Source organism: Bacillus sp. FSL W8-1143 (assembly GCF_037965155.1).
In the GTDB taxonomy this organism is placed as follows: domain Bacteria; phylum Bacillota; class Bacilli; order Bacillales; family Bacillaceae; genus Bacillus; species Bacillus pumilus.
The window spans coordinates 2,900,295-2,924,825 of the sequence record NZ_CP150182.1 but is presented as its reverse complement, the minus strand read 5'-3'; the positions used below and the strand labels follow the sequence as shown (position 1 = coordinate 2,924,825).

Here is a 24,531-nt window from a genome sequence, read left to right as displayed (position 1 = left end):
TGTTTAAATTTCATAAAATGCCGCAAAGCGGTTGAGAATAACGATATGTAATTCTTTATCCGTTTTACAGCAAATTTAAAAAAGGTGGATGTGATTCCAGTGAATAAACCGAAAATCGTTGTATTAGGTGCAGGTTATGGCGGATTAATGACTGTAACAAGATTAACAAAACAGCTTGGCACAAATGATGCGGACATTACTCTTGTGAACAAGCATAATTATCATTACGAAACAACATGGTTACATGAAGCAAGTGCAGGTACACTTCATCATGACCGCTGTCGTTATCAAATCAAAGATGTGATTAACAGTTCCCGTGTCAACTTTGTACAAGCAACAGTTGAAAGCATTAATAAGGAAGAGAAGAAAGTCGTGACATCAGATGGCGAACTTTCTTACGACTACCTTGTTGTTGCGCTTGGTGCTGTTCCTGAAACATTTGGAATTGCAGGACTGAAAGAATATGCATTCTCAATCTCTAACATCAACTCTGCTCGTCAGCTTCGTGAGCATATTGAGCTTCAATTTGCGACGTATAATACGGAAGCTGAAAAACGTCCAGAGCGCTTGACAATCGTTGTCGGCGGTGCGGGCTTCACAGGTATTGAGTTCCTTGGTGAGCTTGGAAACCGTGTGCCTGAGCTTTGCAAAGAGTATGATATTGATCAAAAAGATGTGCGCATCATCTGTGTAGAAGCTGCACCAACAGCTCTTCCAGGATTCGATCCTGCATTGATCGACTATGCAATGAACTACCTTCAAGGTAAAGGCGTTGAGTTCAAAATTGGTACAGCGATCAAAGAATGTACGCCTGAAGGCATCATTGTTGGAAAAGACGATGATACTGAAGAAATCAAAGCTGAAACTGTTGTTTGGGCTGCTGGTGTACGCGGTAACCCAATCGTTGAAGAAGCTGGATTTGAAAACATGCGCGGCCGCGTAAAAGTATCTCCAGATCTTCGTGTACCAGAAAATGATGATGTATTCATCATCGGTGACTGTTCATTGATCATCAATGAAGAAATCAACCGTCCATACCCACCAACTGCACAAATCGCTATGCAGCAAGGTGAAACAGTAGCGAAAAACCTTGCAGCACTAGTGAAAGGTGGTTCTCTTGAAAGCTTTAAGCCAGACATCAAAGGAACAGTTGCTTCTCTTGGTGAACACGACGCTGTAGGTGTTGCGTTTGGTAAAAAACTTCAAGGAACAAAAGCTTCAGCAATGAAGAAAATCATCGACAACCGTTCTTTATTCATGGTTGGCGGACCAGGACTTGTTCTGAAAAAAGGAAAATTCAAGTTCTTCTAAACCGATATAGACAAAAACGTGTATCCTCGTGATACACGTTTTTTTTGACATATTTTCTTACTTGGTTATCGGCAGTAAAGTATGGTATGATAAATTATCAGAAAATTTAGATTAAGGGAGTGAGCAATATGAATGCACATACAAAAGAAAAGAAGTCCACCTGTCAATATTGTTCGGGGAAAGGATATTTTCAGCTATTGCTCGGCGGATCTGAAACATGTGAGGAATGTAAAGGGACAGGAAAGAAGCTTTAATCCATCTGCTTTTTCCATTGATTGACTTCATCTCTATTTCCAAGTTAAACTAATGATGGGATATTTGGGGGTGGAGATGAAGTGATCAGTTTACCAGTCGTTATTATTTCCGTTATTTTATTTTTCGTGTTATTCTTCGGCATTGGCTTTTTGCTCAATATGCTGCTGAGAATGTCATGGATTATGGCTATTTTATATCCAATTGTATGCCTTTTCATTATCAACAATCAAAAGATGATTGCTTATGTCAGAGAACCGGGCATCGCTTTTTCAGGAATAGGGGACCGCATTGTCTCTCTCGCAGCGGCTGATATCATTATTTTGTTAAGCGGTCTGATTGGTGCAATTGCATCAGGTTTTGTCATTAATGCACTTCGAAAAAGAGGGTATCAAATGTTTTAACTCACTTGTAGATAGGCAAGTGGGTTTTTTTGTTTCTCCTTTGCATAGTTTCCATTTTGTTTGGAAACAAATAGATGGGTAGAGGAGTGACAAATAAAGATGAAAACATGGATGAAACGATTGTTCATGACAGCCCTTTTTATGCTTGCTCTTTTGACAAGCTTTACGGGCATATCTGGAGTTGAACCAAGTGATGTAGCTGCCTGGGTGAAAGAGACTGATCCTGGCAAGCAAGTATCTTCTTTTTTCCAACAGCAAAAAAGAGAAACGATGGCACTCAAAAGTGATGACTTGCGGGCTATTTCTCTCGAAGAAGCGTTCAATTGGAACGATTACCCGAAGCAAAAGGTTGTCGCCACAGGCTATACAGCAGGTGTGGAATCAACAGGTAAAACGAAGGAACACCATGCATATGGCATTACATATTCAGGCGTCAAAGTGAAACGTGATTTATATTCAACTGTGGCTGCGGACCCATCAGTCTTTCCGATTGGAACGGTGCTCTTTATCCCAAACTATGGCTACGGAGTGGTCGCAGATACGGGAAAAGCCATTAAAGGTCATAAGCTTGATTTATACTATGAAACAGTAGATGATGTGTATAGAGAATGGGGTAAAAAAGTGCTCGATGTGTATATCATCAAAAAGGGCGAAGGAACGTTAACGGAAAAAGACTTAAACCAGCTTAATGAAGCAAAATCAATGCAAGTATTCCGTCAGCAGTTTCAAGCCAATAAAGAATAAAAAAGCTTTGGACAAGTTTGAGGTCCAAAGCTTTTTTCGCTTCTACATGAAGTAATAATCTAAGATAAGTGTCAGCAAGATCCCTGTTAAGCCGCCAAAGAAGACTTCAATCGGCTTATGACCAAGAAGCTCTTTCAATTTCTTTTGCTTTTCTTTTTCTTCCGCACTCGGGAAATTCTTTGCTTCAGAAACAAATCGGTTAAAATCTGTTACCAGCTTGTTCAGTACAGTTGCCTGTTCTCCTGCCTGTCTGCGCACACCTGTCGCATCGAACATGGTAATAATCGCAAAGATGGCGGAAATCGCAAAGATTGATGTATTTAGCCCGTGCTCTAAAGCCACTGCTGTTGAGAGTGCTGTTACGGCTGCGGAGTGTGAACTTGGCATTCCGCCTGTGCTTGTAATGAGCGACCAATCTAGTCGTCTAGAAATGATAAATTGAATCGGTACTTTTACAAATTGAGCAAAAAAGATGGCTGCAAGGCTGGCAAGCAGCGGAAAATTCGTCAGTACGCTCATGAACAAGAAACATCCTCTCTGTAAGAAAAAATATCGTGCAAAATGGTGGACTGTGTACCCTAGTATGATGAAAAAATGATAGCAGATTCAAATGCTGCCAAGTCCATGTTCAATTATAACATTAAAGAAAGTAGATGTGGAACGAGGAGACGCGGACGGGCTGTACAAGTTTTCATCGCTTTTTCATGATGCCCTTCCGCGTGTGAAAATATAAATGTTCATCAAGTAAAGACAGACTGGCAATGATCGTATAGACCCGCAAATTTTGATATAATAGAAGTTCCAATGTGAAAAATGGAGTTCATTGAAGGAGCGTGTGATAAATATGTTTTTCTCGACAAATGAATGGCAACATAAAGATACACTGGCGATCGGACTTTTTCAAAAGAGCCAATTATCAGGAAAAGCAAAAGAAATGGATGAATTACTTGAAGGACGAATCACTGAATTATTAAAAGAAGGCGATATTTCATCTAAACGAAATCAGCTTTCGAAGTTTTTCCCATCCCCTGAAACAGGCATCAAACGCATTTATTTTGTCGGACTTGGGAAGGAATCAGATTACACGTTTGAAGAGGCAAAAGAAGGGTTTGCCCATTTATTTAAAAAGCTTCATCAAGATAAAAAGCAAGCGGTTTCGGTCTTACTGGATACGTTTATTGGAAAGGATCTGCCTGCCCAAGATGCAGCCCATGCCCTTTCTGAAAGCTGCCTTTTAGCTACATATGAATTACAAGATTTTAAACATAAAACAAATGAGCCGGATCGCTTCATCGAATTTGTTTATGCAATGACGGATCATGATACGACTGAAATTCAGGCAAGTCTGAAAGTGGGCGAGGTCTACGGACAGTCCGTCAATTCGGCTCGTACCCTTGTGAATATGCCGCCGAATATGCTCACATCCTCTGATCTGGCTTCGTACGCGGCAGAGCTTGCGTATAAATACGAATTTGAGATTGAAATTTTAGATAAAGAACAAATGGAAGAGCTCGGGATGGGCGGGATTCTAGCTGTCAATAGAGGCTCAACAGAACCACCAAAGCTCATCGTTCTGAAATATCAAGGCAAGGAAGAATGGACGGACGTGATTGGGCTTGTCGGTAAAGGCATCACATATGATACTGGTGGCTATTCGTTAAAGCCAAGAGCCAGTATGGTTGGGATGAAAACTGATATGGGCGGCTCAGCCTCTGTTTTAGGCGCTATGGAAATCATCGGTGAACTGCGCCCAGAGCAAAATGTCATTGCTGTTATTGCTTCGACAGACAATATGATCTCGGCTGACGCGATGAAACCGGATGACGTCATTGTGTCGCTTAGCGGTAAAACAATCGAAGTGCTGAATACGGATGCAGAAGGCCGTCTTGTTTTAGCAGATGGTGTGACATATGCGAAGCAGCACGGTGCCTCTGTTCTTGTAGACGTGGCGACATTAACAGGCGGAGTCATTGTGGCACTTGGAAATGAGACAACAGGCGTCATGACAAATAACGATGAACTGTATGCCCAGTTTAAAGAGGCATCAGAAGAATGCGGTGAAATGATTTGGCAGCTACCAATCACTGAAAAAGATAAAAAGCGCGTACGAAACAGCAAAATGGCTGATCTCAATAACTCACCAGGACGTGATGGACATGCGATCATGGCAGGAGCTTTCATCGGTGAATTTGCTGAGGATACGCCTTGGGTTCACTTGGATATTGCAGGAACAGCCACAACAGAAAAGCCTTCATGCTTTGGACCAACGGGGGCGACAGGTGTGATGGTACGGTCATTGGCCACATTTGTGGAACGATTTGAAGGAAAGAAATAAAGGATGAGGCTCTGCCAAATGGCAGGGCCTTTTTTATGTAGGTCAAACGCCATTTGACGTAGTATTTTTTCTATGGTAACATACGTTGGTACTTTAATTATCTACTACATTAGTAAACTAAAGGATTTCGGGGGTTTCACCATGAATGCAGTTGTTTTAGCGGTTGTTTTAATGTTGATATTAAGCTTGCTGCGGGTCAATGTGGTCATTGCCCTCGCACTTGGTGCTTTAGCTGGCGGACTTGCAGGTGGATTAGGCCTGGGAGGAACAGTGGAAGCCTTTACTGACGGGCTCGGAGGAAATGCGACAGTGGCGATTAGTTATGCGCTTTTAGGGGCATTTGCTGCGGCGCTGACAAAAACGGGTCTTCCAGATGCCATGGTTGAAGGAGCAGTGAAGCTTTTAGGAAAAGAAGGCGACTCAAGAAGAAAAACATTATCAAAAGTACTGATCATTCTTGTGATTTTGATCGTATCTTGTTTTTCACAAAACGTCGTTCCTGTTCACATTGCCTTTATTCCGGTCTTAATTCCGCCATTATTAAAAGTGTTTAACGAGCTTCAAATTGACCGTAGACTGCTAGCGTGTGTCATGACCTTCGGACTCACTGCACCATATATTTTACTTCCAGTCGGTTTTGGACAGATTTTCCACGGAATGCTCCGTGACAATATGAAGGATGCAGGTCTAGCTGTGAATTTAGCAGATATTCCATATGCCATGCTGATCCCTGTTGGTGGGATGGTACTAGGATTGATCGTCTCTCTATTCATGTATCGTAAGCCAAAAGTATATGAGGATCGCGATATTACAGATGTAGAGAAATCAGCGTATACGACAAAAAGTCTATTCTTTGCCGGTCTTGCCATTCTCGTGTCATTGATTGTCCAGCTTTATCTGTCTCAAAGCCTTGGCGTGGAAGGGATGATCTTCGGTGCACTCGCAGGACTGCTTGTCTTGTTTGTGACCGGAATGATGAAACGCGATGAAGCAGATCAACTGATTACATCAGGAATGAACATGATGGCATTTATCGGTTTTGTCATGCTTGTTGCGGCTGGATTTGCCAACGTTTTAACCAAAACAGGAGACATTGAAACGCTTGTTAAAGCATCTTCACAATTTATCGGCAACAGCCAAAGTCTCGCGGCCATTTTAATGCTGCTTGTGGGTCTGCTTGTGACAATGGGGATCGGATCATCATTTGCCACGATTCCAATTATTACGACCATCTTTGTTCCACTTTGTTTACACCTTGGATTTAGTCCAATGGCGACCATTGCCATTATTGGTTCAGCTGCGGCTGTTGGTGATGCAGGTTCACCTGCAAGTGACAGTACGCTTGGACCGACATCTGGATTGAACATGGATGGACAGCATCACCACATTTGGGGTACATGTGTCCCGACTTTTATCTATTATAATATCCCGCTTGTTCTATTCGGCTGGCTTGCAGCGATTATCCTGTAAGATGAAAAGCTTGTAGAGAAAACGATGATGTTTTTTCTATAAGCTTTTTTGTTGTTCACAAGCGAAAAAATAATTAGGACTAAAGTATGAATTAAATGAATCTTTCTTCCTCTATCTTACGTATATATGCTGATAAAAACGAAAAGGGGAAGATGAGAGATGTCATTTTTTAAAAAGCTAGCGGCAAGTGCAGGGATTGGTGCGGCAAAGGTAGATACCATTTTGGAGAAAAACACTTATTATCCTGGACAAGAGGTAAGGGGAACTGTCCATGCAAAAGGCGGGAAAATCTCTCAGGACATCCGCTATATCAATGTCAAGATTGAAACACAGTATGTGATTGTGAAAGATGATGAAGAGCATAGAAAATATGTGAATATCTTTACTTTACGGGTGACGGATTCTTTTATCATCCAGCCTGGAGAAAAGCATGAATTTCCGTTTTCATTTATTCTTCCTATCGATACCCCGATGACGATCGGAAAAGTAGAAATTGCAGTAATGACAGACCTTGATATCCAAGGAGGAATCGATAAATCTGACTATGACCGCATTTTCGTTGAAGCACATCCTTGGGTGAGAAATGTACTGGAGGCCACTAGAAATCTTGGCTTCCACCTGAACGAAGCGGACTGTGAACAAGCACCTTACTTCCAGCGTCGTCTGCCATTTGTTCAAGAATTCGAGTTTATTCCGACATCAGATGACTATCGTTATATGCTTGATGAATTAGAGCTGATTTTTCTGATAGATGAAGGCGGATTAGACATTGTTTTCGAAGTCGACCGCAGAGCAAGAGGACTCAGAGGGTGGCTTGAGGAGATGTATCATGATGGAGAACAGCTTGTGCGCTACCGCTTCAGTCCATCAGACCTTGAAGATGTAGAAGTGCTTGAAGGGATGCTAGAAGGAATCATTGACCAATACGCTGAATAATGATGAAAAAAGAGCCTGAATGAAGACAGGCTCTTTTCTATGCGACTTGTAGATGGTGTCTGCACTTATGATGCGGCTTGTTGTTTTCGAAAGGACGTAGCTTTTGAAACAGAGCGATAAATTTTAGGTGCCAGCATCGCAAGTAATATCGTCAATGCGTAATCTTTCACCATAAACCAGATCATAAAGAACCACGTGGTTTGATAAGAAATCGGGGCATTCAGCCACACATTTAATGCGAGGTACGTATAAGTCGTTCCGATCACATACATGACGGTCGTACCTGCAATAGCTGCAAGTAAAAAGTGGCCAAATCCAGGATTTTTTCTTTTTTCTAAAATGAATCCAGCTAGCCAGGCAGCAGGAATATACGATAAGACAAAACCACCGCTTTTGCCTAAAATCACCCCAAAGCCTGCTGAAAACTGTGCGAATACAGGTGCGCCAGCAATTCCGACCAAGGCATATACAATCATCGCTAAAGCACCAAGCCGTCTGCCGAGCAAAAGACCAGCAAGTACACAAAAAAATGGCTGCATCGTAAGTGGAATTCCGCCGACTTGTAAAAACGGCACAATGGATGTGATATTCGCTCCAATCGCCATGAGTGCAGCAAACATTCCGACTAGCACAAAATCAGCGGTTCTTGTTTTCTGTTGCATGATGTTTCCCCCTGTCTTATCTGTACAAATAGATTAAGGAGATGAAGGTTATTTGTCAACCTATTTTTGATATTGGTTAACAATAAAACCCGCCCATCAAAAGGGCGGGTCTGTATTAAGCTTGTGTCATAGAGGACGCATCGATCGCTTGATGAACAGGTACATAATCATAGCCGAGATCACGAGCGACGGCTTCATATGTGATATGTCCGTTCATGACATTGACACCTTCTGCGATGGCTTTGTTTTCTTGAATGGCTTTTGCAGCGCCTTTATTAGCAATTTGCAGTGCGTAGGGAACGGTGACATTCGTTAAAGCAACAGTCGATGTCCGTGGAACTGCTCCAGGCATATTGGCGACAGCATAATGTAAAATACCGTGTTTTTCATAAGTAGGTTGATCATGTGTTGTGATATGATCTATGGTTTCGACAATGCCGCCTTGGTCAATGGCTACGTCTACGATGACGGAACCGGGCTTCATTTGCTTCACCATTTCTTCCGTCACAAGCGTTGGTGCTTTGGCACCTGGAATCAGCACCGCACAAATGAGAAGGTCCGCCTCACTGACTGAATCGGCGATATTGACAGGGTTAGACATTAGCGTTTTCATTTGATGACCAAATTGATCGTCCAGCTGACGTAATCGTTCTGCGTTTACGTCAATAAGAGTGACATCTGCGCCAAGTCCAATCGCCATTTTCGCTGCGTTTGTTCCAACAACACCGCCGCCTATAATTGTGACCTTCCCTCTTGATACCCCTGGTACGCCTGCGAGCAAGATGCCTTTACCGCCTTTTGGCTTTTCTAAAAATTGTGCACCGATTTGGGCGGCCATTCTGCCTGCCACTTCAGACATAGGTGTTAAGAGAGGGAGTGATTTTCCGTCCGTTACTGTTTCATAAGCAATAGCTGTGACGCCTTTTTGTTTTAAAGCTTCAGCCAAGGAGGGCTCTGCAGCAAGATGCAGGTACGTAAATAAGATGAGTCCTTCTCTGAAAAATGAATATTCCTCAGGTAATGGTTCTTTTACCTTCATGATCATATCAGAAGAAGCCCACACATCTTTCGCTTGATCAAGAATTTCTGCACCAACAGATACATAATCGTCATCAGTGAATCCGCTTCCAAAACCAGCGTTTGTTTCAATCAAAATCTGATGTCCAGCTGAAAGTAATTGAGAAGCTGCTCCTGGTGTTAATGCCACTCGGTTTTCATTGTTCTTAATCTCTTTCGGAATGCCGATGATCATGTTTATTCCTCCCATGCTTATCTATTCATATTGTATGTCTAGTGTATCCTGAATGTTTAAAAAATGCTTCGGTTGAAATAAAAAATAAAAAAACGCCTCTTTGTGAAATTTCACAAATGGACGTTTTTTAGCTTCATATCAAGGTATATGGTCATTTTCTCATTCATGTTTTTTAAATCGATTTCTGCAATGTCCGTAATGCGTTTTAATCTGTAATTCAATGTATTGATGTGGATGTTTAATTGCTTTGCGGCAATATTGGCATTGCTGTCACAGTCAATAAACCGTTCAAGGGTTTCGACTAGGTTGGAATGATGCCTCAGGTCGTAATCTTCCAGCTTTGATAAAGAGTAACTGGAGTAAGATGAACCCCTTCGTTTTTCAGCGAGGACATCTAAATATTGATAAATACCAAGTTCAGAAAAACTGTGTAAACGTTCGGTTTCAACAGGGAAGCGCTCTTTTGTTTTTAATACAGCCAGTGCTTCTTTATAGGATGGCTGAATATGAGAGATGTTATCGTAAATTCCACCAATCGCTGCTTGTACGTGATGGATATGATAACGATCAGACAGCTGCTGCAGCATGCCGCTTGTGAATTGTTTAATATCCTGCAATGGGTGCTCTGTTTTTGGTGAGACAAGAATAATGAATTCGTGAAAATCAACAGTCGTTAACAGCACTTGGACTTGCTGCGTTGTTTCAAGCAGATAAGATAGCTTTTTTTCTGTGTCCTCTGTGAGTTCGTCACGAAGTCGGAAGATGATGATGGCATACGTGTCTGGACATCTGATGCCGAGTCTTAAAAATAGGTCGAGCATCTCATCCTTTTCATGAATATGACCTGTGAGCATCTTCCAAAAAAGCTCCTGATTGCGTTCTTCTGTTTTCGTTTTGCGAATTTGTAAGTTAAGTAATTTGTTTTTAACAGCATGTGCTGCCATCTTCAGAAGGTCCATTTCTTCTTCTGAAAATGGCTGTGCGGATTCAATTGCCCAGATAAATCCGAGTACTTCTTTGTCCTTCCAGATTGAAATGGCAACCCTGCTAGATAAACCCACCTCTGCAATTTGAGGGACACGAAGCGGTTCGTCTGTTTTAAGGAGTGTAGGAATGATGCCGTCTTTCCAAAGCCGATTAATGACTTTTTCCGGTACACGGCGGGAGATAATGGTTGAAGTTCTGGCGGGATCAGTAAAATCATTATGTGTGCTATAAGCGAGCAATCGATGATGCGTATCTTCTATAGTAATAGGGCAATTGAGCACATCACTAATTTGGTCTGCCACATCCTCTAAACGATCAAGACTATACTTAAATGGATCTGTCTTTTTTGTCATAAAAACCCCTGCTTTTTCGAATATTTCACGTACTTACATTATGAAGAGAAAGCGGTACGTAAATCAATAACAAAATGCCATAAATTTAAAAAAGAGATCGCTATGAGAAGCGAGCGTATCATGCTGAAAGAAGGCGAAAAAGAAATAGTACAATAATAACGTAGTAATAAATCAATAGGCGGAAAGATTCAGTGAAGTGTGTCTACACTTATTAAGAATATATGACCAAAAAAATGTTAAATACTAGATAAAAAGCGAAAATACAGTAATTCTATAGACTCATTTTGTAAAATAAAAACAGATTTGTTTGACTGTGTATCATTTCTGTTTTTATAATAATAACGTCAAAAAATAAGTGGATTAGCCCATTATATGGCGGCTATGCACGGGAGGTAATGAGGAATATGTCAGGAATTATTCGCGTAACCCCAGAAGAACTAAGAGCGACCGCTAAGCAATATGGTGTTGAAAGTCAAGAAGTGTTAAACCAAGTTGATCGTCTAAATAGAATGATCTCAGATTTAAAAGGAATGTGGGAAGGTGCTTCTAGTGAAGCATTTGCTGATCAATACGAGCAGTTAAAGCCTTCATTCATCAAAATGTCTGATCTATTAACAGATGTCAGCAATCAGCTTGATCAAACGGCAAATACACTTGAAAGCACTGACCAAGACATCGCTAGCCAAATCCGCGGCTAATCAAAGGGATTTCCTTTCTAAGTGTGAAAAGCAGAAAAAGCGCCGAGTCTGTCAATGGATGCCGGCGCTCTTTCTATTTTGTGAGGTGGAAATTTGTGTATATCGATATTACCATCGACTTAAAAAATTATGATGGCAGTGTGTTTGATTTGAGACTATCAAATTATTTACATATTAAACAAGTCATCCATATCGCCTGGCAGGCAAAACAAATCTCACTTCCTAAGCGAGAAGGCGGCTGGGTGCGAGTAGTCAATAAGAAAGCTGTGTTTTCAGGCGAATATAAGCTGTCAGACTGTGGAATCACCACAGGAGACAGGCTGGAAATACTATGAAAGGACTTTTGTAAATGGCAGATAAAAAGAGTTCCTATTTAGAAGAACAATTAGAAGCAGTGATGAAAAAAGAGGGCGTAACCTACAGCTTCATTTTTCAAAGAGAGACCATTAAACTCTTAGACGGTTTAGAAGCGGCACCGATCAAAGACATCAACCCTTCATTCAAAAAAGAGATTCAATTAACTGAAGATGAGGTCATTATTTCGATTCAACCGCCTCCTGCCTATCAGGAATTTCGTTTCATCCATGCGAAGGATGAAAAAAGCAAATGGATTTTTTCATACCAGCTTGTCGATGCAGTGTGCAAACACGACGTGAAGCGGCTGCATCCTATTGTTTCTCCTGAAAACATTGTTTTTCATCAAGGCTTAGCTCCTGCATTTTTGCATTACGGCGTCAAAGAAAGCATCCCGCCATATGAAACGGATGAGCATCGTCTGTTAAAAGAGGTCAAAGCCGTCATTCTTCGAGTGGTGGACCATGAATATCAGTTTCAAGAATATGTGGCTTACAGCGAGACACTGAAATTATCTGAACTGGCAAAAGAGATCAGCGAAACGAAGTCTCTGGAAGAATTGTCTGCCCTGATTCAGCAAAAGATCGAAGCGATTGAAACGAAAGAGAAAACGCTATTGACCATTCCGAAAAAGAAATGGAAGGTCGAACGATATATCGGACTAGGTCTGCTTGTCCTATTAATCCCAGCATTGGTGTACACCATTTACACCTTCTTTTTTGCGATGCCGAAACAAGAAGCGTATGTCGAGGCAAACAAATATTATCTCAACAAACAGTACAGCCAAGTGGTGGATACGTTAGAAAAATATTCAGCCAATCAAATGCCGGTCTCTCTTCAATATGAACTGGCCATTTCGTATGTACAAACAAATCAAGGCAACCTGTTACTCGATCAGCATAAAAAAGAAATCACAGATACATACACATTACAGACTGATTCGCAATATTTCCTTTTCTGGATTCATATTGGACAAGGCAATAGCAAGGAAGCACTTGATATTGCACGGGTACTTGGAGACGACCGGTACATATTTACGGCACTCGTCGCCTACCGCAACGACATTCAAAACGATGACAGTCTTTCTGCGGAAGAAAAACAAAAACAGCTAGATCCGATCATTAAGGAAATGGCGAAATATGAAGAAAAAGAAACAACGGAGACAAGCACCAATGACTCCTCGGGCGCAAGTCAAACAGATGAAACAGCTGAACAAAAAGAGCAGTCAAAAGCCGATCAAGAGAAAAAAGAGAAAGAATCTGAAGCGAAAAAGAAAACCTCTCAGACGAAAAAAGATGAGAAAAAATAATTCTTTCGATACAACTGACAGTTGGTGCTGTCCCATGAGGAGGTGGAGCGTTTGAGTCTTCTTTGGGTTTTTTATGAGGAGGATTATCAAACCGTCCGTTTAGACGAGCAGTTCAATCGAGAAGCTGTGATTGGACCTGAAATAGAGCATACGGTGACAATCCCTTCACTTTCGTTTGATGAAGGGGTCATCCGTTTAACTCCTGATGAACCGAATGATGGCTTTTCCATTTATCAGGGTGAAGAGAAGAAAGGCACATTACTTCCACATGAACCATATAAGCTTGGTACACTGACACTTGTTTTAATGGAAGCACATCATGATCAACACATTTATTACCTAGGAAATAGAGTCGAGCTGTCTTTTTCACGTGAGAACAAAGGTGATATTGATGTGTGGAAAGAACAAGCGCATTCCATGTTTCAAGATGCGAGCCAATTTACTTTGGAGAAAATCGAAGGAACTTGGTATGTCATGCCTCAGGACGAAACGATTTATGTGAACGGGCAAAAAATTCACGGTCCAGAGACAATTGATGCTGGAGATGAGCTGTTCTGGAACTTCCTAACGGTGACATTGAAAGAGGATGATTTATTGCAGGTGACTGCATATGAACCATTTCAAACACGTTTGGAAAAAACAAGAGCACCAAGCACAGAAACAAAACAAAAATATCCTTTATATAGACGAACACCGCGTTTAATTTATGATCTGCCAGATGACCGGGTTTCCTTTAGCTTTCCTTCGCAGGAGAGTGAAAATAACAGCAGAGGGCTTTGGCTTGTTGTCCTCCCGCCGCTTGTGATGCTTCTTGTGATGGGAATTGTCGCTCTTGTCCAGCCGCGCGGGATCTTTATTGTCGTGTCGATGGCGATGTTTATCATGACGTTAATCACATCGTCTGTTCAATACTTTAAAGAGAAATCACAACGCAAAAGAAGGGAAGAGAAACGGCAGCGAGTCTATTCTCTTTACTTAGAAAATAAACGAAAAGAGCTGCAAGAGCTCTACGACCGCCAGCAATATATTTTGACGTATCATTATCCGTCATTTGAACAAATGAAGTATTTAACGTCAGAAATTAGCGGCCGAATTTGGGAAAAAACACTGATGAGTGATGATTTCTTGCAGCTGCGTCTTGGGACGGGCGCAGTCCCGTCAAGCTATGAACTATCGATGAGCGGCGGCGATATGGCCAATCGTGATATCGATGAATTAATGGAACAAACGCAGCACATGCAACAGGTCTATCGTGAAGTAAAGGATGTACCCATCACATTCGGTCTTGCCGATGGCCCAACTGGATTGATTGGAAAGCCAGCCATTGTGAAAAAGGAGCTTCATCAGCTTGTCGGACAGCTTGCTTTCTCGCACAGCTATCATGATTTAAGATTTGTCTTTATTTTTCATGAGCAGGAGTATGAGAAGTGGGAATGGATGAAATGGCTTCCGCATTTCCAGCTGCCTCATACATACGGCAAAGGGTTCATTTACAACGAACAAACACGTGATCAGCTGTTGTCCTCGATTTATGAAATTTTACGTGAGCGTGATCTAGAAGAAGAAAAAGAGAAAAAAATCTTTACGCCTCACTTTGTGTTTATCGTGACAAATCATGAGCTCATTGCGGAACATGTGATTTTAGAATATTTAGAAGGCAGCCGAACGGACCTTGGCATCTCCATTATTTTTGCTGCTGAAACAAAAGAAAGCTTAGCTGAAAATATCTCGACGCTTGTCCGTTATATTAACGAGGAAGAAGGAGATATTCTCATTCAGCACAAGAAAGCCGTCCGAATTCCATTTCAGCTTGATACACATGAGCGCGGGGACAATGAGCTGTTTGCCAGAACGCTGAGAACATTAGATCATCAAGTTGGCATGACCAATTCGATTCCTGAAACGGTCTCCTTCCTTGATCTTTTTCATGCCAAACAGGTAGACGAGATTGGCATTCGTGAAAAGTGGCTCACATCAGAAACGGCCAAATCACTCTCTGTGCCAATCGGTTATAAAGGGAAAAATGACATTGTGGATCTGAACCTACACGAAAAAGCACACGGTCCGCACGGCCTGTTGGCGGGAACAACAGGATCAGGGAAAAGTGAATTTTTACAGACGTACATTTTATCGCTCGCTGTACACTTTCATCCGCATGAAGTCGCTTTCCTATTGATTGACTATAAAGGAGGCGGAATGGCGCAGCCGTTCCGAAATATTCCACATTTACTTGGCACGATCACCAATATTGAAGGCAGTAAGAACTTTAGTGAAAGGGCGCTTGCCTCAATTAAAAGTGAGTTGAAGAAAAGACAACGCTTGTTTGATCAATATCATGTGAATCACATCAATGATTATACGAAGCTCTATAAGGAGAAAAAGGCTGAACAGGCAATGCCTCATTTATTCTTAATCTCTGATGAGTTCGCTGAATTAAAAAGTGAAGAGCCGGACTTTATTAGAGAGCTTGTCAGTGCTGCACGTATCGGCCGAAGCCTTGGGGTTCATCTCATTTTGGCTACCCAAAAGCCAGGCGGGGTCATTGATGATCAAATTTGGAGTAACTCACGCTTTAAGGTCGCACTAAAAGTACAAGATGCGTCAGACAGTAAGGAAATATTGAAAAATAGTGATGCGGCGTCTATTACCGTTACAGGCCGTGGCTACTTACAAGTAGGAAACAATGAAATCTATGAATTGTTCCAATCAGCTTGGAGCGGTGCGCCTTATATGGAAGATGGCTACGGATCAGAAGATGACATTGCCATTGTGACTGATACTGGACTTATTCCGTTATCAGGGGTAAGCACAGAGCCGGCTGTGAAAAAAGAGACAGTGTCGGAGATTTCTGCTGTTGTGGATGAAATTGAACGTATGCAGCAGGAGCTTGGGATTGAGAAGCTCCCAAGTCCTTGGCTTCCACCGCTCGAAGAACGGATTCCAAAATCACGTTACGCGTCGAGTGAAGAGCATGTCTTCCATTTTGCGCTTGTCGATGAGCCAGATCAGCAAAGCCAGCATCCACTTTCTTATCAAATGATGGAGGATGGGAACATTGGGATCTTTGGTTCCTCTGGCTACGGAAAATCACTTGCTGCAACAACACTACTCATGAGCTTTGCGGAGAGATATTCACCTGAAGAATGGCATGCGTATATTTATGACTTCGGAAATGGAACATTGCTTCCGTTGGCCAAGCTGCCGCACACGGCGGATTATTTCTTAATGGATCAAATGAGAAAGATTCAAAAGTCGATGACGCGTCTGCGGGAAGAGGTTGAATACCGCAAGCGTTTATTCAGGCAGCAAGAAATGAGTCATATCAAAATGTACAACGCCTTAAATGAGAAAAAGCTCCCATTCATTTTCATCGTGATCGACAACTTTGACATTGTCAAAGACGAAATGCATGAACTTGAATCTGAATTTATCCAGCTGAGCCGTGATGGACAATCATTAGGAATTTACTTCTTAATTACAGCGACTCGGGTAAACGCAGTCCGTCAATCTCTTATGAACAACTTGAAAACAAAGGTCGTCCATTACTTAATGGATCAAGGAGAGGCGTACTCGATTATTGGCAGACCGAAATTTAGCTTAGAGCCGATTCCAGGACGAGTTATTATCAACAAAGAAGAGCTTTACTTTGCACAAATGTTCCTACCAGTTGAAGGAGATAACGACCTCGAGCTGTTTGAGCATTTGAAACAAGAGATCCAGCTTCTTCATGATCGCTTTGCATCAGCTGAAAAACCAAAACCTGTACCAATGCTTCCTGATAAACTAACCATTTGGGAGCTAGAAAGTCGCTTAGAAGAACAAAAACAGCCGTATGACATTCCAGTCGGACTAGATGAGGAATCTGTTGCTCCTGTTTACTTTGACTTGAAGAAGAATAAACACTGCCTCATCATCGGTCAAACGCAGCGAGGGAAAACAAATGTGACAAAACTGATGCTTGATCAGCTATTAGCAGCAAAACCTGAGAAGCTAGCCGTCTTTGATTCGATTGATCGGGGTCTCTCTCATTATGCAAAAGAAGAGAACATTGATTACCTTGAAACAAAAGGTGATATCACCGAATGGGCTGAGGAAATAGACCGTTTATTCAAGGTGCGTGAAGAGATGTACGTCGAAGCTGTGCGCCGGGGAGAGACTGATCAGTTGTCGTTCTCTCAAATTGTGCTTGTGATTGATGGCATTACGCGTTTTCAGCAGACAATCGACCCGCGTCTTCAAGATCAATTGGCTGATTTCATGAAGTCATATGCACACCTAGGCTTTAGCCTGATCGCATCAGGAAATCATACCGAATTCAGTAAAGGCTATGATGCACTCACAAACGAAATCAAACAAGTTCGTCATGCCATGTTACTCATGAAAAAATCAGAGCAAAACATCATACCGCTTCCGTATGCAAGACAAGAACCAGATATTCAGCCAGGCTTCGGGTATTTGGTTGAAAACGGGAAAGAGAAGAAAATCCAGGTTCCTTTATGTGCGGTAGAAAGGAAGAGTGTTCAATGACAGAGCAGCAAAAAAGCTCCATCAAAATCGTATCGACCATGATATTGATTCTGGTTCTGCCGGTTTTATTTTTCCACCTTATTGGAGATGATCCGGCAAAACAGAAAAAGAATGCCACACGTAATATTGCTGTGGTCAATGAGGATATGGGAGCGAGCGAAAGTGAAAACACCGCTCGTTTCGGACAGGATGTCGTGGCCGCATTATCAGAGCGTCCAGATTATACATGGACCGTAGTGAACCGCAGTGCGGCGGAAAATGGACTGAAAAGCAGAAAGTATGACGCTGTCCTCTATATTCCGTCTGATTTCTCTAAAAATGTGCTGAGCTATGATAAAGATCATCCTGAAAAGGCATCCATTCAATTTTCCATTCAAGATCAGCTCAATTCAGTCAATAAAGAGAAAGTGCAAAGAGAGCTGGAAAATGCGCAAAAGAAAATGAATGAGCAGATGTCAACGTTATACTGGAGTTTTGTATCACAGGAAATCGGCAATGTCAGAGAAGAGTTTGAGCATATTGTCGGTAAAGAAGTCGAATTCCAAAACACGATGTATAACTTCTATAAGCCGAACTCAAACAAACTATCAGACGCTGTTCAGCAGCAGAAGAAACAAATAGAAGAATTAAAAAATGCGATGGCCGATTCGCAGAAACAATATAAAGATGGTCTGAGTACAACAGAAGAAGCAAAGAACCAGTTAAAGGGCTTTGTGAAAGTAGTCGATCAATACCAGCAGTATCAAGACAAACAAAAGGACCTCATGATCAAAGCGCAATCGACAAATCAAAAACAAATCCAGCAGGGGCTCAAACAGCTCGCTGATATCCAAAACCAAAATGCCCGCAGCTTTAGTGATCAAATGGGTGGACTCAAAACAGACATCAACGGCGTACAAAGTCAGCTAAACACAACGGACAGCGCCATCCAATCTGTTCACAAGTCAAGAGAGGACGCTATTCCTAAGCAATCGACGGGATTAACTAAGCTTGTTCAGGAGTCTCAGGAAGAACTGATTAAAAAGTATGAAGAGCGTTACTTGGAAGACTATCGAAATAAGATATCAGCCTTGCAGACAAAGCTATTGGCTAAACGGCAAGAGTTGATGGATGAGCCTGAGCCGCCAGTTGATTCTGAAGATGACGGGCCATCAGATCAAGATAATGAAAACCCAGAAGAGATTGGGATTAACCTAGATGAAGAAACAAATGAGCTCTCGCAAATTTCAATAGAAATGAACGACCTTGCGGATCAATTAGGAGTACAAGAGACACCGCCTTCGACCGGAGATGGGGAAGAAGGTGAAGCGAGCGAAAATCCTGCTCAGCCAGATACCGGCAACAAGAATTCATCGCAGGATGACCTAAAAGCACTCTCAACCCGCTTAGATGAAGTGAAAAAGAAAATTCAAGAAAAAGCTTCCGCTCATAATGACGAATTGAAAGACAAAGTGAGTCAAATGAGTAAAGAGCTTGAGAAACTTACGAAAAAAGTAGAAAAGCTTGAAAAGATGTTCCTATGGTTACAAGATCGATATAATGTGATTCCAAATGAAATCAAAAATCAGGAGTCCACTATTTTAAGCAAAGTAAAAGAGCTGAAGCGCAGAAACTCACCGATTGGTGAAGCTTTTAATGACAATCTTTTTGAGAAAAAGTTCGAAACAAAATCAACAAGAACTAAAAAATTAATGGAGTATTCCAATCAACTCTCTCAGCTAGAGCTGATGATCGCAAATGTCTATCAACCATCTAATAACTCTTCTTTATATGACGCAAAAGAAGAGAATATCCAGTCCATCCTCTCCATCAAAAAAGAGGAAACAGAAAACTGGGATACGCTCAAAAAACAAATGCTGACGTCAAACGATGATGTGTCTACTTTTATTGATGAGATGCAGAAGTTTTCAGATGGCTATGCAGAATACATTTCGACTCAGCAGGCAAGCATGGAACAGGAATTAAACACAATTTCTGAAAGTGCGGACAATGTTGCGGAGCAAATGGCTGATCAAGGAGATGCAGTGTATACGGCAGACCTTGCAGGCAGTTCTATTGTTGTCAGTGCACAGGATTCAATTGGTCAGGAAGTGCTTCGACTTTCTGAAAATATGAGTTCGTTAACCGACCGCCAAAAAGGGGTGGCGGATTATACGAATAACATTGAAGAGAGTGTGACAACGGTCCAAGAAAAAGCGGATACGCTGAATGAAAACTGGAGCAAGAATGTTCATTCCACGAAGCTTGTTCAGCAAGATTTGAAAGGTATTTTAGGAAACACATTAAGCGATCAAGGCAACAGCAACTATGTGTATAATCACTTAGCCAATCCGCTGAAAATTAGCGGTGATGTACCAGAAGAAAAAACGCAGACTGTACCGCCAGTGGTTATTTTGGTCATTGTGATGATCAGTAGTTTGTTAATTGGCTTTTTCAGCTCGTATTATGCGGCAGCTCCGATGCTGGTTAAAGGTGCACTGTTTGGCATCTTAAATCTATTAGTCGGACTCATGATCAGCTTGTTCGGACTGAACATTTACAAGCTTGCAGATGATCAAGCGATTCAGTGGTCCATTTTCACGATTTTACTATTAGTGGCTTGTTCCGCCTTTATTCGCACGGCGTTCCTTTTCGGCTCTATTGCCGGATGGATGGCAGCAACGGCGCTTATTTTCTTCTTTGTCGCACCATTAATTGATTTGGTGATGCCGAATTTCCATTTCACAAATCCAGTGACAGACGTGTACCTGTCCATCCAATATGGAAATGGAGATCACTTTGGAATGGGTGTTACAGGATTAGTGATTTTAACTGTCCTCTTCATGGCCATCCCGCTTGTGACAAAGCTATGGAAAGATAAAACGGAGGAACGTGATGTGACTCATGAGGCTTAATCTGTTCGTGAAAGGGATGGCACTTGGTGTCATGTCCCTTTTTCTCCTCATTCCTGCTGCTTTCGCTGCTGGTGAAGATACGGATACAAATGTCAAGCCGAATGAATATCAAGAAAAAGAACTCAATATTAACTCAAGTATATTGAGGGATCAAACGAAATACGAACAAAGCAAAAAGACATCAACAGTTAAAACAGACATTCATTTTGCTGAACCGCCTAAAACTCCGGGAGGGTCTCTTTCTCCGCAGCTTTTCAGTGATCTAAAAGAGAATCCGCCCAAAACATCAGCTCACATGATGGAAGAGATGAATATCTCTTTTCGTGATGCCGCTGTATCGGCACCTTCTGGAGATGATTATGAGAAGCAGTCATCCGCACTGCTTCCGATCATCTTTGGTTTCTTAATCGTCTTTGGCATCGTTGTGATGGTCATTCTAATTCCAAAGGTGAATGTGAAGGCTGAAAAGAAATAGCCTGTCTCTTTAAAAAGAGGCAGGTTTTTCTTTATGCAGATTGCTTGAAGTCGTACCGTTTCACTACGTAAAATAGAGTTATCGAGGGAGGAGATTGTCATTCGAATTTCAATCGTTACAGGCGGATCAAAAGGATTTGGCCTAGCACTTGTGAACCGGCTGCTCTCACGCGGAGATCATGTGTACACGGCAGCAAGAAGTGCATCACCAATTTCTCATCCGAAGCTTACACATACACAGGTCGACCTGACAGATGAGCAAGCAGCAGCCAAATGGCTTCGAGATTGTCTCACGCTGCAAACACTGACAGCAGCTGATGACATCTTATTCGTCAATAATGCAGGCATGGTGACACCAATCAAGCGTGTGGGGCAAGGCGGACAGGATACGCTTCATCAACATTATACGCTGAATCTTGTGATTCCTGTTTTGCTGAGCCATGTGTTTGTTAAGCAGACTCAATCATTTAATGGAAAGAAAACGATTGTTCACCTTTCTTCTGGAGCGGCGAAAAATCCATATAAAGGCTGGAGTGCGTATTGCAGCTCAAAGGCAGGACTTGATATGTTTATGAGGACTTTGCATGAGGAACAGCAGGACGAGGAATATCCAATCAACACGTTTTCATTTTCCCCAGGCACGATTGATACAGATATGCAAGGAGAGATTCGGAAATCATCAAAACAGGACTTCGAACAAATTGATCGTTTTCAGCAATTATATGAAACAGGCACACTGAAGAGTCCAGATGAAGTCGCAGGTATTTTGCTCGATCTTTTAGCGGGTGATCCAGCTGGCGGCTGTGTATACGATGCACGTGAGTATGTGAAAAAGCAGTCATAACGACTGCTTTTTTCCGTCTTGTACAAGCAAAACCGGCCAATTTGACATAAGCTAATCTTGAGACTCATAGAAAATATAACAGAACATTTGAGTTTCTTTTCAGAATATGTTAGGATGCTAAAAATATAGATAAGGAGGGGTCTCCATGAGAAAGGTTACATTAATGGATGTTTACACCCATCCAGTTGCTCAAAAGTATTTAAATCGTTCAGGAAAAGCCCATGCGATTGCTTGTGCTTATCACGCATTCAAGCAGGCGATGAAGGCTGGGATTAACCCAGATCTGGCTGTGAAAGCAGCGCTCTTACATGACATTGGCCATTATGAATGGTATACAGCCGGCGGAGAATGGGATTACGAGACATATAGACGAAATGATATTCATGCCATTAAAGGTGCGGAGCGGGCACATAAACTGCTCATACGGCTCGGGGAGGAACCAAAAGCAGCCAAAGATATTGCACTTGCGATTCTGCTTCATACAGATTCCTATTTGCCAGAGGGCGACCTTCATAAGGACACACTCCAACAAATTGTGAAGAAAGCAGATGAAATGGATGAAGAGCCTGGCGGACACCACCATTACAGACAAATAGACGAATCACTCGCAATGAAAAAAATTGCTGATTTGGATCAGAAAGTGCAGCAGGCACTTCAGCCCATGAAACGCTCTGTTTAATATGGAATGTCACCATGAATCGTTCCGTGCTGATCGACATACAATGTGCGAATAACGGTACGGTTAAACGCAGATGTCCCTGACGCAGTGAGTCCAGTGTAATTTACCGTGACAGAATAAGCACCTTCTTTTTTCAATTGAACGGCTGATGAGGTACTTGTTTTCAATGGATGATCTTTTTTTGCATCTTGAAAGTAAGTGGTTTCCACCGTTCTGCTTAACCGTTTAATCAGACCGCTTGAATGGGTCGATGCATCTCCTGACTTCGAAGCAGCTTCTTTAATTTCTTCATTTAATGGAGAATCAAAGGTTACAAGCAGCAGATAAGGAGCTCTTTTTCCTGAATTCGATTGAATCGTCCATTTTCCAGGAACGGGTTTATTGATTTTTACATGGTGTGAATATGCGCCTTCATATGGGAAAGATGCTTCCGATGTCTTAAGGTTTGTTAAGACATCTCCATTTGGGGCAATGATTTCGGGCTGCGTCTCCTGCCTTTCATTTAACCACTGGATCGATAAGCCATTCGTTCCTTCCTCTACATAGAACGCTTCTGTTTGATCCTTTTCACTTTCTCCACCTTTCACATAAACATCTGTATTGAGCTCAGCAGAAACGGGCTCTTGTTCCTCTTTATGTTTATTTTCAGCGCTCGCGGCATTTGCCAGCAGCTGATGCTGGAACACAGGAAACATACTTGTGCCGTTTTTGATTGAATAGTGATCCCATTTTCCGGTTAAAATATTGTTTGCATATGATAGTTTTGTGCTGTTTACCGTGACGGCACCATCATTTGTACCAAAGCTCTTTAAATACATGCCGCCTAAATACAGCGCACCGCCAAATGTTCCCCATTCCGAACCAGAGTAGGTGACATATTTATTGGGAAACGCCTCAAGCTGGTCGGTTTCACTTCGAAAAGCCGCCATCAGACCGGTTTGCAAAGAATAAAGCGCGTCGCTTTTTTGTCCAAGAATTTCCGCCAGCCAGCTTCCGCCCTTGCTATACGCTAGATCCGCAAGCGGTGTCCCGTTATGAGGAGAGCCGAGAGTAATGACCTTTTCCACATAGGGATGGGCTTTGAAATACACCAGGGCGGACTGTGTATCGACCCCGCCTTTACTATGACCAATCACAATGAGTTTTCTACCAAACGAATCATAGATTTCTTTGAGCTTTTCCGCTAATAGTTTGCCGTTCTTTTTCATGTCCTGATCTGGGTGCAAATCTATGAATGCGCTTTCGTATCCGTTCAAAACAGCCTGCTTTGCCATATCGTTTCGATTGGACCAAGTGGAGGAGGAGCTGTTAATGCCATGAACAAAAACAAGTGGTGGTTTTGATCCGTCTTTTTGAACGGGCTCTTCGCCTTTAAACCACTTTCCTGGCGTCCCTGGTGGGTCTCCAATTGTCCCTGCATGCGCATAACATGCAGAGGATAGAAAGAGCATGACAGCAACAATACAGATGAGTTTTTTCAAGACAATTCACCTCTTCAAATGTTTTAAATGGTTGGCAGCACCAATCTATTATACTTCTAAAAAATGTAAAAACGTATCAATTGTTAAAATGTGGTATTAATGTTTTGGATTGCCCTGAGTGACATTCACATGGGTTCATGCATACGCTGTGGGTAAATACACAAGTAAAGGGGCGGGTAGTATGGCACAACAAGGAAGTCCACAGCTTGTTTCATTAGTTGATCCATATGTTTATCAAACATTGCAGAAAGTGGTCGGTATGAGATTAATTGTGCAAACAGTGAAAGATACGGTCCGTGGGAAATTGAAGGAAGTCATGCCGGATCATATTGTCATAGAAGCGGGGGCGAAATCAGTTTTTTATGTGCGGATCCAGCAAATCGTGTCGGTGATGCCTGATCACAGTGAAAGAGTGTAACAAGCAGACGCATAGGTGTCTGCTTTTTTTCATGCTTATAGAATGTATATCTAGAAAAAGTGCATGATATACCAATTGTTCTTTTTTTTTCAAAAAATGAGGTTCTAAAAACAAGAAGCAGTTGACAGATGGTGGGTTGAATAGTAG

General features: G+C 42.0%; 21 protein-coding genes. 16 read left to right on the top strand and 5 right to left on the bottom strand.

The window, feature by feature from the left end:
- Nucleotides 1-93 precede the first annotated feature (93 nt).
- The 4 genes from NSQ36_RS15025 to NSQ36_RS15010 all read left to right on the top strand — a co-directional run bounded on the left by NSQ36_RS15025 (nt 94) and on the right by NSQ36_RS15010 (nt 2,711).
- Complete coding sequence (locus NSQ36_RS15025) at nt 94-1,311, top strand: NAD(P)/FAD-dependent oxidoreductase (protein ID WP_161792789.1); 1,218 nt, start codon at nt 94-96, stop codon at nt 1,309-1,311.
- A 128-nt stretch (nt 1,312-1,439) separates the two neighbouring features.
- The gene (locus tag NSQ36_RS15020; protein ID WP_157957789.1) at nt 1,440-1,565 is read left to right on the top strand and encodes a YuiA family protein; all 126 of its coding nucleotides are present in this window, start codon (nt 1,440-1,442) and stop codon (nt 1,563-1,565) included.
- A gap of 81 nt (nt 1,566-1,646) precedes the next feature.
- Nucleotides 1,647-1,967 carry a YuiB family protein gene (locus NSQ36_RS15015; RefSeq protein WP_003212933.1) on the top strand — a complete coding sequence of 107 codons (321 nt, stop codon included), beginning with the start codon at nt 1,647-1,649 and terminating at the stop codon, nt 1,965-1,967.
- A 99-nt stretch (nt 1,968-2,066) separates the two neighbouring features.
- The gene (locus tag NSQ36_RS15010; RefSeq protein ID WP_003212854.1) at nt 2,067-2,711 is read left to right on the top strand and encodes a 3D domain-containing protein; all 645 of its coding nucleotides are present in this window, start codon (nt 2,067-2,069) and stop codon (nt 2,709-2,711) included.
- A 42-nt stretch (nt 2,712-2,753) separates the two neighbouring features.
- Here the strand turns inward: NSQ36_RS15010 and NSQ36_RS15005 are convergent, their stop codons facing one another.
- Complete coding sequence (locus NSQ36_RS15005; RefSeq protein ID WP_003212726.1) at nt 2,754-3,230, bottom strand: divergent PAP2 family protein; 477 nt, start codon at nt 3,228-3,230, stop codon at nt 2,754-2,756.
- Between the two features lie 325 nt (nt 3,231-3,555).
- On the opposite strand from NSQ36_RS15005, the gene NSQ36_RS15000 reads away from it, so the two are divergent.
- The 3 genes from NSQ36_RS15000 to NSQ36_RS14990 all read left to right on the top strand — a co-directional run bounded on the left by NSQ36_RS15000 (nt 3,556) and on the right by NSQ36_RS14990 (nt 7,452).
- Nucleotides 3,556-5,046 (top strand): leucyl aminopeptidase, encoded by a 1,491-nt coding sequence (locus NSQ36_RS15000; RefSeq protein ID WP_050944058.1) that lies wholly within the window; start codon nt 3,556-3,558, stop codon nt 5,044-5,046.
- Nucleotides 5,047-5,187: 141 nt separating this feature from the next.
- The gene (locus tag NSQ36_RS14995) at nt 5,188-6,516 is read left to right on the top strand and encodes a Na+/H+ antiporter family protein (protein WP_003212911.1); all 1,329 of its coding nucleotides are present in this window, start codon (nt 5,188-5,190) and stop codon (nt 6,514-6,516) included.
- A 159-nt stretch (nt 6,517-6,675) separates the two neighbouring features.
- Entirely contained in the window at nt 6,676-7,452 is a 777-nt protein-coding gene (locus tag NSQ36_RS14990) for a sporulation protein (RefSeq protein ID WP_050944057.1), read from the top strand.
- Nucleotides 7,453-7,517: 65 nt separating this feature from the next.
- Here the strand turns inward: NSQ36_RS14990 and NSQ36_RS14985 are convergent, their stop codons facing one another.
- The 3 genes from NSQ36_RS14985 to NSQ36_RS14975 form a co-directional block, all read right to left on the bottom strand.
- Nucleotides 7,518-8,114 (bottom strand): biotin transporter BioY, encoded by a 597-nt coding sequence (locus NSQ36_RS14985; protein WP_050944056.1) that lies wholly within the window; start codon nt 8,112-8,114, stop codon nt 7,518-7,520.
- A gap of 115 nt (nt 8,115-8,229) precedes the next feature.
- On the bottom strand, nt 8,230-9,366 hold the full coding sequence (gene ald / locus NSQ36_RS14980) for an alanine dehydrogenase (RefSeq protein ID WP_050944055.1): 1,137 nt from the start codon (nt 9,364-9,366) through the stop codon (nt 8,230-8,232).
- A gap of 110 nt (nt 9,367-9,476) precedes the next feature.
- Complete coding sequence (locus NSQ36_RS14975) at nt 9,477-10,706, bottom strand: PucR family transcriptional regulator (protein ID WP_050944054.1); 1,230 nt, start codon at nt 10,704-10,706, stop codon at nt 9,477-9,479.
- A gap of 404 nt (nt 10,707-11,110) precedes the next feature.
- Here NSQ36_RS14975 and NSQ36_RS14970 point away from each other — a divergent pair, with 404 nt between their 5' ends.
- The 8 genes from NSQ36_RS14970 to NSQ36_RS14935 all read left to right on the top strand — a co-directional run bounded on the left by NSQ36_RS14970 (nt 11,111) and on the right by NSQ36_RS14935 (nt 22,485).
- Nucleotides 11,111-11,404, top strand: coding sequence for a WXG100 family type VII secretion target (locus NSQ36_RS14970; RefSeq protein WP_003213769.1), 294 nt, complete (start codon nt 11,111-11,113; stop codon nt 11,402-11,404).
- A 95-nt stretch (nt 11,405-11,499) separates the two neighbouring features.
- Nucleotides 11,500-11,739, top strand: a complete 240-nt coding sequence (locus NSQ36_RS14965; protein WP_003213579.1) for an EsaB/YukD family protein — start codon at nt 11,500-11,502, stop codon at nt 11,737-11,739.
- 14 nt (nt 11,740-11,753) lie between these two features.
- Nucleotides 11,754-13,067, top strand: coding sequence for a type VII secretion protein EssB (gene essB, locus NSQ36_RS14960; protein WP_050944053.1), 1,314 nt, complete (start codon nt 11,754-11,756; stop codon nt 13,065-13,067).
- Between the two features lie 51 nt (nt 13,068-13,118).
- Entirely contained in the window at nt 13,119-17,594 is a 4,476-nt protein-coding gene (gene essC / locus NSQ36_RS14955) for a type VII secretion protein EssC (RefSeq protein WP_050944052.1), read from the top strand.
- On the top strand, nt 17,591-20,488 hold the full coding sequence (esaA, locus tag NSQ36_RS14950; RefSeq protein ID WP_339206001.1) for a type VII secretion protein EsaA: 2,898 nt from the start codon (nt 17,591-17,593) through the stop codon (nt 20,486-20,488). Before essC ends, esaA begins: the two co-directional genes overlap by 4 nt.
- Nucleotides 20,478-20,963, top strand: coding sequence for a type VII secretion protein EssA (gene essA / locus NSQ36_RS14945; protein ID WP_050944050.1), 486 nt, complete (start codon nt 20,478-20,480; stop codon nt 20,961-20,963). Before esaA ends, essA begins: the two co-directional genes overlap by 11 nt.
- Before the next feature lie 99 nt (nt 20,964-21,062).
- Nucleotides 21,063-21,806: a (S)-benzoin forming benzil reductase gene (locus tag NSQ36_RS14940; protein WP_339207368.1), complete on the top strand. Its 744-nt coding sequence runs from the start codon at nt 21,063-21,065 to the stop codon at nt 21,804-21,806.
- Between the two features lie 145 nt (nt 21,807-21,951).
- A complete protein-coding gene (locus tag NSQ36_RS14935) occupies nt 21,952-22,485 on the top strand; it encodes an HD domain-containing protein (protein ID WP_339205999.1) in 534 nt (177 codons plus the stop codon).
- Here the strand turns inward: NSQ36_RS14935 and NSQ36_RS14930 are convergent.
- On the bottom strand, nt 22,482-23,966 hold the full coding sequence (locus NSQ36_RS14930) for an alpha/beta hydrolase (protein ID WP_050944048.1): 1,485 nt from the start codon (nt 23,964-23,966) through the stop codon (nt 22,482-22,484). The two genes, NSQ36_RS14935 and NSQ36_RS14930, sit on opposite strands and share 4 nt — an antisense overlap.
- 181 nt (nt 23,967-24,147) lie before the next feature.
- Here NSQ36_RS14930 and NSQ36_RS14925 point away from each other — a divergent pair, with 181 nt between their 5' ends.
- Nucleotides 24,148-24,384, top strand: a complete 237-nt coding sequence (locus tag NSQ36_RS14925) for a YuzF family protein (RefSeq protein WP_003213721.1) — start codon at nt 24,148-24,150, stop codon at nt 24,382-24,384.
- Nucleotides 24,385-24,531: the final 147 nt, after the last annotated feature.

Bases quoted from the DNA above. Each gene is read 5' to 3' on its own strand.
- NSQ36_RS15010 (WP_003212854.1), top strand. From the start codon at position 2,067: ATGAAAACATGGATGAAACGATTGTTCATGACAGCCCTTTTTATGCTT.
- ald (WP_050944055.1), bottom strand. From the start codon at position 9,366: ATGATCATCGGCATTCCGAAAGAGATTAAGAACAATGAAAACCGAGTG.
- NSQ36_RS14975 (WP_050944054.1), bottom strand. From the start codon at position 10,706: ATGACAAAAAAGACAGATCCATTTAAGTATAGTCTTGATCGTTTAGAG.
- essB (WP_050944053.1), top strand. From the start codon at position 11,754: ATGGCAGATAAAAAGAGTTCCTATTTAGAAGAACAATTAGAAGCAGTG.
- NSQ36_RS14990 (WP_050944057.1), top strand. From the start codon at position 6,676: ATGTCATTTTTTAAAAAGCTAGCGGCAAGTGCAGGGATTGGTGCGGCA.
- NSQ36_RS15000 (WP_050944058.1), top strand. From the start codon at position 3,556: ATGTTTTTCTCGACAAATGAATGGCAACATAAAGATACACTGGCGATC.
- NSQ36_RS14995 (WP_003212911.1), top strand. From the start codon at position 5,188: ATGAATGCAGTTGTTTTAGCGGTTGTTTTAATGTTGATATTAAGCTTG.
- NSQ36_RS14970 (WP_003213769.1), top strand. From the start codon at position 11,111: ATGTCAGGAATTATTCGCGTAACCCCAGAAGAACTAAGAGCGACCGCT.
- esaA (WP_339206001.1), top strand. From the start codon at position 17,591: ATGACAGAGCAGCAAAAAAGCTCCATCAAAATCGTATCGACCATGATA.
- NSQ36_RS15020 (WP_157957789.1), top strand. From the start codon at position 1,440: ATGAATGCACATACAAAAGAAAAGAAGTCCACCTGTCAATATTGTTCG.
- essA (WP_050944050.1), top strand. From the start codon at position 20,478: ATGAGGCTTAATCTGTTCGTGAAAGGGATGGCACTTGGTGTCATGTCC.
- NSQ36_RS15005 (WP_003212726.1), bottom strand. From the start codon at position 3,230: ATGAGCGTACTGACGAATTTTCCGCTGCTTGCCAGCCTTGCAGCCATC.
- NSQ36_RS14935 (WP_339205999.1), top strand. From the start codon at position 21,952: ATGAGAAAGGTTACATTAATGGATGTTTACACCCATCCAGTTGCTCAA.
- NSQ36_RS14925 (WP_003213721.1), top strand. From the start codon at position 24,148: ATGGCACAACAAGGAAGTCCACAGCTTGTTTCATTAGTTGATCCATAT.
- NSQ36_RS14985 (WP_050944056.1), bottom strand. From the start codon at position 8,114: ATGCAACAGAAAACAAGAACCGCTGATTTTGTGCTAGTCGGAATGTTT.